The sequence below is a fragment of the Mycobacterium sp. NGS34 genome, from assembly GCF_059812845.1.
In genome coordinates this window covers 1-10,592 of sequence record NZ_JCALDM010000034.1, presented here as the reverse complement: position 1 = coordinate 10,592, position 10,592 = coordinate 1, and the positions used below count along the sequence as shown (strand labels likewise).

The following is a 10,592-nucleotide window of genomic DNA, read 5'->3' as shown; positions in this document are numbered from 1 at the left end:
GGGGTCCCGGTAGTAATGGCGCAAAAAACAACGAGGTTCGCGTAGCGCCTGGTCGGCGGTGATTTCTCGGTTCGGGCTGCGGGCCGGGGTGGTTGGTGCTTGGCTTGGCTGCCGATGAGGTTGGTCGGCGTTTTGGAGGCTGGGGTTCGTGGCGACGCGGGTATTCGCGGACGAGGAGTTGCAGCGCCTGCGGGAGTTCCCGGAGATCAGTCGTGAGGAGTTGTTCCGGTACTTCACGCTGACCCCGGCGGATCTGGCGTTCGTTGCTCCGCAGGGCAGGGGCCCTGCGGTCCGTCTGGGCCTGGCGGTGGCGTTGTGCACCTTGCCGTGGCTGGGGTTCGTGCCGGACAAGGTGTCGTCGGCGCCGCCGGTGGCGGTGGCCCGGTTGGCGGATCAGCTGAATGTCGATGCGGTGCAGCTTCGTTCGTATGGCAAGCGGGCGCAGACGCGGACCGAGCATGTGCGGCTGGTGGCCCAGTATCTGGGGTGGCGGCCTGCCGGGTCGATGGAGTTGAAGGAGCTGGATGAGTTCCTTCTGGCGCGGGCGATGGAGCACGATTCGCCGACGCTGTTGTTCCGGCTGGCGTGTGAGTACCTGATCTCGGCGCGGGTGATCCGGCCGGGCCCGGACACGGTGGTCCGCCGGGTCGCGCATGCTCGCACGCAGGCGCAGCGGGAGACCTATGACCGGTTGGCGCGCGAGTTCACGCCGCAGCGGTGTAAGGAACTGGATGCGTTGCTGGTCGCCGACCCGTCTATCGGGATGTCGCGGTTGCGGTGGTTGTCGACCGGCCCGGTGGAGGCGTCGGCGACCGCGGTGAAGGCCGAGGTCGAGAAGCTGGTGTTCCTGCGCAACCTGGGCGCGGATGAGCTGGATATGTCGGTGCTGCCGGCGGAGCGGCGGCGGTTCCTGGCGACTGTGGGCCGACGCTTGACGGGCCAAGCCTTGGAACGCCGGGATCCGCAACGCCGCTACCCGATCCTGCTCACGGTGTTGGCTCAGTCGGCCACCGATGTGCTCGACGAGGTGGTGCAGCTGTTCGATCAGGCGATCTCGGCCAGGTTGAGCAAAGCCGAACGCCGGATGCGCGACGAGCTCGCCGAGCGCGGTAAGGCCGGAGAGGATCGGCAGGGGTTGCTCGACGACTTGCTGGCCATCATCACCGACACGCAGATCCCTGACGAGGAGATCGGCGGCCTGATCCGGGGCGATCGGATCGGATGGGAGCGGTTGCGGGCCGCGGTCGCGCAGGCCAAACCTCGGCTGCCGCGCGATCACGGGCACCTGGCCGCTCTGGACAGCTCGTACTCCTATCTGCGGCAGTTCACCCCGCAGGTGCTGTCGACAGTCCGGTTCGCCGGCGGCACCGCGGCGATCGAGCTGCTGATCGGGGTGCACATGCTGCGGGAGCTGAATGCGACCGGTACCCGCAAGGTGCCCGACGACGCGCCGACGGGGTTCGTGCCGACGAAGTGGCGCGGCTACCTCGACGAGGCCCGCAAAGCCGGCAACACCACCGCCTATCGGCACTACTGGGAGCTGTGCGTGCTGCTGGGGCTGCGGGACGGGTTGCGCAGCGGCGACGTGTTCGTGCCGGGGTCGCGCCGCTACGCCGACCCGGCCGCTTACCTGCTGACCCCGCAGGCGTGGGAGCCGCAGCGTGACGAGTTCTGCCGCCTGGTCGGCAAGTCCGCTGATCCGGCCCGCGCCCTGGCGACCGCCACCGACGAGCTGCACGACGCTATGAGCGAGTTGGAGAAGGTGCTCGCCGACGGCGACGGCCCGGTCCGTCTCGATGAGGCCGGTGACCTGGTGGTCTCGCCGCTGTCGGCAGAAGACGTTCCGGCCGAAGCGGTGGCGTTGAAGCAGGAGTTGACGGAGATGCTGCCGTTCGCGCCGATCGTGTCGCTGTTGATCGAGCTGGACAAACGCACCGGCTACCTGGACTGCTTCACCCACGCCGGCGGTAAGCAGTCCCGCACCCCGGAGTTGAAGCGCAACCTCATCGCGGTGCTGCTGGCCTACTCCACCAACCTGGGTCTCACCCGTATGGCGGAGGCCTCCGGCATCTCCTACGACATCCTGGCCTGGACTTCGGAGTGGTATGTGCGGGAGGAGACGCTGCGGGCGGCGAACCTGACGATCATCGACTACCACCAACGCCTGCCGCTGACCCCGATCTTCGGGGCCGGCACCCTGTCCTCCAGTGATGGGCAGCGGTTCCCGACCCGTGGCAAATCGGTCACTGCCAGAGCGTTGAGCCGCTATTTCGCGAACGAAGGACTGAGCACGTATACCCATGTCACCGATCAGCACGCCACCTACGGCACGAAGGTCATCGTCGCGACGAGACGTGAAGCTCACTACGTGCTGGACGAAATCCTCGGCAATGCAACGGATCTGCCGATCACCGAGCATGCGACCGACACGCACGGCGTCACCCTGGTGAACTTCGGGCTGTTCGACCTGCTCGGGTTGCAGCTCTCGCCCCGCATCCGGGACCTGGGCCGGATCACCCTGTACCGGGCGGCGCCGCGAGCCCAGGTCGAGTCCGCGTTCCCGCACGCGGGCCCGCTTTTGACCCGGCGGTGCAATCTCGATCTGATCGCCGAGCACTACGACGACCTGCTCCGGCTGGCCGGGTCGCTGAAGTTCGGGCACGCCACCGCGTCGCTGCTGGTCGGCAAGCTGTCGGCGTCGGGCCGGCAGAACGCCCTCGCGGCGGCGCTCAAGGAGTACGGGGCGCTGCGGCGCACGATCTACGCCGCCCGGTATCTGTCCGACCCGGGCTATCGACGCAAGATCTCCCGCCAGCTCAACAAGGGCGAATCCCTGCACGCGCTCCGCCGCGACCTGCTCTACGCGCATGAAGGAACCGTGCGCGCGAGGCACCTGGAGGGACAGACCGAACAGGCATGGTGCCTCACGTTGGCGACCAACGCCGTCATCGCCTGGACCACGGAGTATTACGGTCTGGCGACCGAACAGATGCGGCGGGCCGGGCGGCGCATCGATGACGAGGTGCTGGCGCACATTTCTCCGGCGCACAGCGAGAACATCAACTTCTTCGGCGCCATCGAGGTCGACATCGACGCCGAACTGGCCCAGCTCGGCCCCACCGGGTACCGGCCGCTGCGGGTCCGCGACACCCTCTTCTGACCGCCGGCTACCACCTTCCGGGAGAGGGTGCTGGGGCGTAGCTGGGCACATCGGTGGCCTGGGTTGGGTCAGCGACAGCGTGGTGGTTCGGTGGCGGTGAGGACGCGGTCGCTGATCGGGCGCAGCTGGGCGTAGGCGTCGGCGACGGGCAGCACGAGCCCGGTGGGGTGCCGGCTCTGCCAGTCGGCGGCCGCCACGGCGGTGGCGAAGTAGCGGCCGGGGTTGCAGGTGGTGGCGCGGACCCGGGTCGGGTCGAGTTCGTCGGGGCCGGGTACAGAGATGACCGCGGTGGCCGGGTCGAGGCCGCTGACCCCGGAGGCCGGGTCAACGGACAGTCGGATGGTGGTTCCGGTTGCGGCGCAGGTGGATTCGACGGTGGCGGGGCGACCGATGATGGCGGGGAACAGCAGGGTGTCGGCGGCGCACCAGGTGTAGAGCTGGTGGCCGTCGACGGTGAACCGGTGCGGGGTGGGATTGAGGGTCAGGCCCCAGCCGAGGATGCGGTGCCGGTCGTCGTATTCGATGTCCGCGGCGGCGGGCGCGTTCTCGACGTCGGCGACGCTGGCGCCGGCGGCGGTAGCGAGCTGTTCGATGGTGATCGGTTCACCGGCCGCGAGCAGCCGCATCGCGGTGCCCATCAGGTTCGTTCCCGTATTGGCGGTGGAGTCGAACAGTGTGTCGACGATGGTGGTGGCGAACGGGTTGGTCGTCATCGCTGGTGTCCCCTCGGAGCGTGTAGTCACGGGTGTGGGATCGAGTGTCGGGCTTGCCACCGCAGGGAAGGTCAAGCGCCGCAGCCGCATGTCCTCGGATCCGGCACCCACGGCGGGGCGGCGGCTCGGTCGTGGCTGGTCGCCCGGGTCAACGCGTCGTGGTGGTGGTGTTCGAACTCGTCGATGCGGCGGCGCTGCTCGTCGAGGTCGCGGATGCGGTCCTCGATCCGGGTCCGGGAGCGGGCCAGTAGTTCGGCCAGCTGCGGTCCGACCGGCCGGGCGCTGTCGTCGCAGGTGGCGGCGAGCTGACGGATTTCGGCCTCCGTGAGGCCGAGGCCGCGCAGGGTGGCGATGACCTCGACGCACCACAGCGCGTGTTCGTCGAAGAGCCGGTATCCGGCCCGGCTGCGGCCGAGGCTGTAGATCAGGCCCAGGTCGTGGTGGCGGCGTAGTACTTTCGCCGGCACTCCGGTGCGGCGGGCCAGGTCTCCGATGGTCATCACCGGTGTGTTCATGACGGCTCGATCCGGTCCTCAGCCCGCGCAGCAGGACAGCTTGGCGACATCGGCGGTGAAGGTTTGGGCGGTGAGTTTCAGCGCTTCGGCCATGGTCAGATACGGCGCCCAGGTGCGGGCGAGCTGGTCGACGGTCATGCCCGCGGTGATCGCGTACCCGGCGGCGGTGATCAGATCCCCGGCACCCTCGGCGACGGCGTGCACGCCTAGCACCCGCCCGGTCCCGGCCTCGGCGACGAGTTTGACCACACCACGGGTGTCCCGGTTGACCAGGGCACGCGGCACGTTCGCACCGGTGAGCAGCCGCGACTCGGTCCGTAATCCGGCTGCGGCGGCTTGGCTGTCGGTGTGGCCGACCGCGGCGATGGCCGGGCTGGTGAATGTCACCCGCGGCAGCGCCGTGTAGTCCAGGGTGCGGCCGGCGTGCCCGAGGGCGTTGCCGGCGGCGAGTGTGCCCTGCGCCGCCGCGACGTACACGAATTGGGGGCCGCCGGCCACGTCGCCCGCGGCCCAGATCCGCGGGTTGCTGCTGCGCTGGTGGGCGTCGACGACGACGGCGCCGCGGTCGTCGGTGCGTACCCCGACCGCCGCCAGATTCAATCCGGGGGTGTCGGGGCGGCGGCCGGTGGCGATGAGCAGCTGGGCGGCCCGCAGTTCGGTGGTGGCCCCGTCGGCGGTGCGGACGGTGACGAGTTTCTCGCCGCCCTCGGCCAGTGCCTTGTCGAGGGTGGCGCCGGTGAGCACGGTGATGGCTTCGTCGGCGAACACCTGCGCGATGGCCCGGGAGATCTCGGGTTCCTCGAACGGCGCCAGCCGATCCAGGGCCTCGATCACCGTGACCCGGGTGCCGAGCCGGGCGAACAACTGTGCCTGTTCGAGACCGATGGCGTTGCCGCCCACCACGATCAGCGACCCCGGCAGGACGTCGAGCTCCATCGCGGTGGTCGAGGTCAGATACCCCGCCTCGGCGAGCCCGTCGGTCGGCGGCGCCCACGGCGCGGCGCCGGTCGCGATCAGGTACTGATCGGCGTCGATCACCCGCGGGCCATCGGCCCCCTGCTCGACCCGCAGCACCGGTGCGTCGGTGGTACCGGTGAAGACGGCGGTTCCCGAGACGATCTCCCAGCCGTAGTCGGCGGCCAGGTCGAGGTACTTCTCGCCGCGAAGCCGGTCGACCAGCGCGTTCTTGCCCGCGATCAGCTCGGCGAAGTCCACCGGTGCCCCGGTCGCCGCCAGCCCCGGGAACCGGTCGGCGCTCGCCGCGGTGTGCCGGGCCTCCGCGGCGGCCAGCAGCGCCTTCGACGGCACGCAGCCCACGTTCACGCAGGTGCCGCCGATCGCGGCGCGCTCGACCATCACCACCCGTTTGCCGAGGTTGACCGCGGCGATGGCGGCGGCGAACGCCGCCGAACCGGAACCGATGATCGCCAGATCGGCGCGCGGGGATGTCGTGGTCACGGCGGGTTCTCCTTGCTGGGGGACTCCGGTCACGGAACAGGTTGCTATTCGCGTTGACGAATATCTCCGGACATCATACTATGCGCTTATCCGAATAGTTCAACTTTCTTCTTGTGGAGGCGATCCCCTTGCCCCGGTCCACGACCGCCGCCGTCACCGCGCCCGGTGGCGAGACGGCCTGCACGCACCTGGATGCGACGGCGAAGTTCTTTCGCGCGCTGTCGGATCCGACGCGGTTGAAGCTGCTGGAGTTCATCTTGGCCGCCGAGCGCACCTCCGCGGAGTGTGTCGAGCATGCCGGGATCTCCCAGCCGCGGGTGTCGGTGCACCTGTCCTGCCTGGCCGACTGCGGTTATGTGACCGCGCGCCGTGACGGCAAGAAGCTGCGCTACTCCGTCGGCGACCCACGCGTCGCGGACCTGGTGATGCTGGCCCGCTCCCTCGCCGCCGACAACGCCGCCGCGCTGACCTGCTGCACCCGCATCGACACCGCTCGTGTGAACGGAGCAGGACATTGATGAACGTACGCAACAACTCCACGGGGATCGGCGGCCCGCTCGCGGTGGTGGGTGCCGCCGTGGCCATGATCGTGTGCTGCGCCGGACCGGCCTTGATCGCGGCCGGTGCGCTCACCGCCCTCGGCGGTGCGCTGCGCAGTTGGGGACCGATCGTGGCCGCCGCGGTGATGGTCCTCGCCGCCGTCGGCTACACCGCGCGCCGTCGTAAGCCGCCGCAGCGAGGGACAGTCCGCGGACTGCTGGGCACCCGCCGATCGCATCAGCCCAACGCGTCGACCGATCGGAGTTCCCAGCCGTGACCACGCCGATCACCCGACGCACGGTGAGCGCGGCGCTCGCCGCCCTGGCGGTCACGGTGCTGGCTGCCTGCGGCACCGACACCGCCTCGCCCCGCGCCGCCACCGACCCCGTCACGGTCACCGCGCTGTCCGGGGCGCCGGTGACCGTGCCCAGCGGCAAGCCGACGGCGATGTTCTTCTTTTCGGTCGGCTGCGGTGAATGCGTGGGCGGCGCGAAGTCGCTGTCGCAGGCTGCGCGACAACTCGGTGACACCGCCGCTTTCGTCCTGGTCGACATGGATCCGGCCGAACCTGCCCAGGTCGTCACCGACTTCCAGCAGCAAACCGGGACCGACACCGTGCCCGCGGTCATCGACACCGATGCGACCCTGACCAAGCGGTACTCCGTGGCCGCCCTGTCGACCCTGCTCGTCGTCGACCCCGGCGGTGCGGTCGCCTACCGGGCCGCCGACCCGTCCGCCGATCAGATCACCGCCGCGCTGGCGAAGGCCGGGGACCGGTGAACGGGCTGCTGGCCTTGGCGTTCACCGCGGGCATGCTCGCCCCGGTCAATCCGTGCGGTTTCGCGCTGCTGCCGGCCTGGATCACCCACACCCTCGGCGACACCGCCACCGAACCGCTCGGGGTACGCACGGCGCGGGCGCTGCGAACCGGCGTCGCTTTTACCCTCGGGTTCGCGGGCACCCTGGCCGTGGCGGGGCTGGCCATCAGCGCCGGTGCCCGCGCGCTGATCAGCGCCGCGCCGTGGCTCGGTCTGGTCGTCGGTGTCGCCCTGGTATTGCTCGGTGTCGTCATGTTCACCGGCCGCGTGCTCGGTCTGCGACTGCCCACCCGAGCGCTGCGCCCGGCCACCGGGCCGGGCGGCACAACCGGGATCGTCCTCGCCGGGATCGGCTACGCCGCGGCGTCGCTGTCGTGCACGTTCGGGGTGCTGCTGGCCGTCATCGCCCAGGCCCAGGCCACCGCGGGCTGGGGTGCGCTGCTCGCGGTGTTCGTCGCCTACACCCTCGGCGCCGCGACGATCCTGCTGCTGGTCAGCCTCGCCGCCGCGGCCGCCGGTACCGCGCTCACCCACCATCTCGCCGCCCTCGCCCGGCACGGCACCCGCATCACCGCGACCGTGCTCATCCTCACCGGCGCCTACCTGGCCTGGTACTGGCTGCCCGCCGTCACCGGCGACACCACCGGCACCAACGGATTCGCGGCCCTGTCCACCACCGCCAGCACCTGGCTGCAGAACCACACACCACTGATGGCGACGATCGCGGCACTGACCGTGCTCACCGCCGCCGTCACCGTCCTCGCTCACCGCATGATCCGGCGCCGCGTTACCGATGCCGCACCCGTCGACTGCTGCACCCCGACGACCGTCATCGAGGAAGGGCGCCCGCAATGACCGAACGCTACGACACCCTCGTGCTCGGCGGCGGAATGTCCGGGCTGCCACTGGCGCTGCGCGCCGCCCGCCACGGCCGGGTCGCCTTCGTCGAGAAGGAACTGCTCGGCGGGACCTGCCTGAACCGGGGCTGCATCCCCACCAAGACGATGATCGCCTCCGCCGCCGTCGCCCATCAGGCCCGCCGCGCCGCCGAGTTCGGCGTCCGCGTCGGCGGTCCGGTCACCGTCGACCTGGCCGCCGTGGTGGAGCGTAAGAACACCCTCGTCGATTCCATCCGGGCCGGATCGTATCGGGCCGTCGAAAAATCCGCCGACCTCGACTTCTACCACGCCGCAGGACAATTCACCGGTAACCGGCGCCTCACCGTCGACGGCACCACCCTGACCGCGGACCGGATCATCCTCGCGACCGGCACCCGCACCACCCTCCCGGCCATCGACGGCTTGGATGCCGTGCCCTACTACACCTCCCGCACGCTGCTCGACCTCACCGAACTACCCGCCCACCTGCTCGTCGTCGGCGGCGGCTACGTCGGCTGCGAATTCGCGCAGATGTTCCGGCGATTCGGCGCCGAGGTCACCATCGTCCAGCGCGCCGACCGGCTGCTGCCCGGGGAAGACCCCGACATCAGCGCCGCCGTCGCCGACGGCATGACTGCCGACGGCATCACTGTCGCGACCGCCACCACCTGTACTCACGCCGCCGGGACGGCCGGCAACATCCGGATCGGCTGCACCGGCACCGAGACCGCCGAGATCACCGGCAGCCACCTGCTGCTCGCCACCGGGCGCACCCCCAACACCGACGCCCTGGGCCTGGAACACCTCGACCTGCAACCCGACCCGCACGGCTTCCTCACCGTCGGCGACACCCTGAACACCTCCGCCGACAACGTGTGGGCGATCGGCGACCTGCGGGGCGGGCCGATGTTCACCCACACCGCCCGCGACGACGCCGACATCGTCTACCGCACCGTCTACCGCGACCAGGACCGCACCACCACCGGACGTGTCGTGCCGCACGCGGTGTTCACCGACCCCGAAGTCGGAGCCGTCGGCCTGACCGAACCCGCCGCCCGCGCAGCCGGCTACGACGTGATCATCGGCCGCCAGAACTTCACCGGCGTTGCCAAAGCACGCGCCATCGGCAACACCCGCGGCCTGGTCAAATTCGTCGCCGACGCCGCCACCGACCGGATCCTCGGCTGCCACATCGCCGGACCCGACGGCGGCGACCTCGTCCACGAAGCCGTCATCGCCATGACCTGCGGCGCCACCTACGGCCAACTCGCCGCCGCCATCCACATCCACCCCACCCTCGCCGAAGCCGTCAACGCCGCCGCCGGCGGCGTCCACCGACCCGCCGCCGACTGATCCCACAGATAACACCCTGTTATCTGTGGCACCATGAAACCCGGCCTGCGACGACTCCGCTCCGGCGGTGCGCGAAGCGGCCCTGTTATCTGTGGCAAGCAGGCCAGGGAGGTCACAATGTTGTCGTCCGGGATCACCGTCCGCGCCGCCGGCGACGGCTTCCTCGACTCGATCCGCTCCCCGAACACCCGCCGCTCCTACGCCATCGCCGTCGATAAGACCACCGCCAGGCTCGGCGAGGCCCGGCCGCTGGCCAATGTCGCCGACGACGAGATCGGCGAAACCCTGGAAACTTTGTGGGGCGAGGCGGCGGTCAACACCTGGAACGCCCGCCGCGCCGCGGTCGCGTCTTGGCTGGCGTGGTGCCGCGAGCACGGACACCTCGCCCCGGCGGTCCCCGCGTGGGTGAAACGCTCCACCCCGCCGGACTCGGCCACCCCGGTGCGCTCGCGCACCGCGATCGACCGGCTCATCACCCGCCGCGACATCGACCTGCGGGATAAGACGCTGTGGCGGATGCTCTACGAAACATGCGCCCGCACCGAGGAACTGCTCCAGGTCAACATCGAAGACCTCGACCTGGCCGGGCGGTGCTGCCCGGTGAAGTCCAAGGGCGCCAAGCCCCGCACCCGCCGCCGCGGCGCCGCCCATCACGAGTACGCGCACGAGCTCGTGTACTGGGACGCGGGTACCGCCCGGCTCCTGCCACGCCTCACCAAGGGCCGCACCCGCGGACCGCTGTTCGTCACCCACCGCCGACCCGGACCCCGCAAAGCCGTCGCCGACCGCGACATCTGCCCCGACACCGGCCTGGCCAGGTTGTCCTACGGCCAGGCCCGCGCCCTGCTCGATGCCGCCACCGCCACCAACGGACCCGGCACCGGCTGGGACCTGCACGAACTCCGGCATTCTGGCCTGACGCATCTCGGCGAGGCCGGAGCCAGCCTGCTCGAGCTAATGGCCAAGTCCCGCCACCGCAAACCCGACAACCTGCGCCGCTACTTCAAACCCTCACCGGCGGCCATGCGCGGCATCACCAGCCTCCTCGGTCCCGACCGCGGCCACCGATAGCGGCCACCAACAACGACTCGTCCGTCTACCCGGACCAGGCGCTACGCGAACCTCGTTGTTTTTTGCGCCATTACTGCCGGGACCCC

General features: G+C 70.2%; 10 protein-coding genes. 7 read left to right on the top strand and 3 right to left on the bottom strand.

Annotated features, from left to right (window positions below):
* Positions 1-148 precede the first annotated feature (148 nt).
* Positions 149-3,160: a Tn3 family transposase gene (locus AC5Y7V_RS30960; RefSeq protein ID WP_017682184.1), complete on the top strand. Its 3,012-nt coding sequence runs from the start codon at positions 149-151 to the stop codon at positions 3,158-3,160.
* Between the two features lie 68 nt (positions 3,161-3,228).
* On the opposite strand, the gene merB is transcribed toward AC5Y7V_RS30960, so the two are convergent.
* From merB to merA, 3 genes are all read right to left on the bottom strand, one after another.
* On the bottom strand, positions 3,229-3,873 hold the full coding sequence (merB, locus tag AC5Y7V_RS30955) for an organomercurial lyase MerB (protein WP_010596911.1): 645 nt from the start codon (positions 3,871-3,873) through the stop codon (positions 3,229-3,231).
* Between the two features lie 71 nt (positions 3,874-3,944).
* Entirely contained in the window at positions 3,945-4,388 is a 444-nt protein-coding gene (locus AC5Y7V_RS30950) for a MerR family transcriptional regulator (RefSeq protein WP_010596912.1), read from the bottom strand.
* Between the two features lie 18 nt (positions 4,389-4,406).
* Positions 4,407-5,846 carry a mercury(II) reductase gene (gene merA / locus AC5Y7V_RS30945; protein WP_010596913.1) on the bottom strand — a complete coding sequence of 480 codons (1,440 nt, stop codon included), beginning with the start codon at positions 5,844-5,846 and terminating at the stop codon, positions 4,407-4,409.
* Between the two features lie 128 nt (positions 5,847-5,974).
* On the opposite strand from merA, the gene AC5Y7V_RS30940 reads away from it, so the two are divergent.
* The 6 genes from AC5Y7V_RS30940 (at position 5,975) to AC5Y7V_RS30915 (ending at position 10,506) form a co-directional block, all read left to right on the top strand.
* A complete protein-coding gene (locus AC5Y7V_RS30940; RefSeq protein ID WP_026138108.1) occupies positions 5,975-6,364 on the top strand; it encodes an ArsR/SmtB family transcription factor in 390 nt (129 codons plus the stop codon).
* Positions 6,364-6,663, top strand: coding sequence for a mercuric ion transporter MerT (gene merT / locus AC5Y7V_RS30935; RefSeq protein WP_010596915.1), 300 nt, complete (start codon positions 6,364-6,366; stop codon positions 6,661-6,663). Before AC5Y7V_RS30940 ends, merT begins: the two co-directional genes overlap by 1 nt.
* Complete coding sequence (locus tag AC5Y7V_RS30930) at positions 6,660-7,166, top strand: TlpA family protein disulfide reductase (RefSeq protein ID WP_010596916.1); 507 nt, start codon at positions 6,660-6,662, stop codon at positions 7,164-7,166. The genes merT and AC5Y7V_RS30930 overlap by 4 nt, the downstream gene beginning before the upstream one ends.
* Positions 7,163-8,059 (top strand): cytochrome c biogenesis CcdA family protein, encoded by an 897-nt coding sequence (locus AC5Y7V_RS30925; protein WP_010596917.1) that lies wholly within the window; start codon positions 7,163-7,165, stop codon positions 8,057-8,059. The genes AC5Y7V_RS30930 and AC5Y7V_RS30925 overlap by 4 nt, the downstream gene beginning before the upstream one ends.
* The gene (locus AC5Y7V_RS30920; RefSeq protein ID WP_010596918.1) at positions 8,056-9,435 is read left to right on the top strand and encodes a dihydrolipoyl dehydrogenase family protein; all 1,380 of its coding nucleotides are present in this window, start codon (positions 8,056-8,058) and stop codon (positions 9,433-9,435) included. The genes AC5Y7V_RS30925 and AC5Y7V_RS30920 overlap by 4 nt, the downstream gene beginning before the upstream one ends.
* A 117-nt stretch (positions 9,436-9,552) precedes the next feature.
* Entirely contained in the window at positions 9,553-10,506 is a 954-nt protein-coding gene (locus AC5Y7V_RS30915; protein ID WP_017682183.1) for a tyrosine-type recombinase/integrase, read from the top strand.
* Positions 10,507-10,592 lie beyond the last annotated feature (86 nt).

Coding starts and splice junctions, on each gene's coding strand:
- AC5Y7V_RS30915 (WP_017682183.1), top strand. CDS start 9,553: ATGTTGTCGTCCGGGATCACCGTCCGCGCCGCCGGCGACGGCTTCCTC.
- AC5Y7V_RS30950 (WP_010596912.1), bottom strand. CDS start 4,388: ATGAACACACCGGTGATGACCATCGGAGACCTGGCCCGCCGCACCGGA.
- merB (WP_010596911.1), bottom strand. CDS start 3,873: ATGACGACCAACCCGTTCGCCACCACCATCGTCGACACACTGTTCGAC.
- AC5Y7V_RS30920 (WP_010596918.1), top strand. CDS start 8,056: ATGACCGAACGCTACGACACCCTCGTGCTCGGCGGCGGAATGTCCGGG.
- merT (WP_010596915.1), top strand. CDS start 6,364: ATGAACGTACGCAACAACTCCACGGGGATCGGCGGCCCGCTCGCGGTG.